Raw genomic sequence first — 202 nt, 5'->3', positions numbered from 1 at the left:
GTCTGCTTCCATGTCCATCGCTAGGTCGAGCATTTCTGCTGGGTAGCCAGTTTTATCGGCAACCACTTCCATCATTGTTGATTGAACATGAGCAGGATTTAGGTCATTGCTCGTGCTTTCTGTAGCAGGAGCTACTGTCGCTGCTTCCGAACTAGGAGCTAACTTGCTGTTCATGCCTTTAGTATTCATGTAAGCAACGATT

Annotated in this window: 1 protein-coding gene; it reads right to left on the bottom strand. The window is 46.5% G+C overall.

The window, feature by feature from the left end; translation table 11 throughout:
* Positions 1-202: hypothetical protein (locus AB4653_RS23855; RefSeq protein WP_372105484.1), on the bottom strand; the 202-nt coding region annotated here is incomplete at both ends.

The sequence above is a fragment of the Vibrio sp. 10N.222.48.A3 genome, assembly GCF_041475345.1.
Lineage (GTDB): Bacteria > Pseudomonadota > Gammaproteobacteria > Enterobacterales > Vibrionaceae > Vibrio > Vibrio tasmaniensis_A.
Note: the sequence above shows the minus strand (reverse complement) of the source record. Positions and strands in the feature narration are given on the sequence as shown.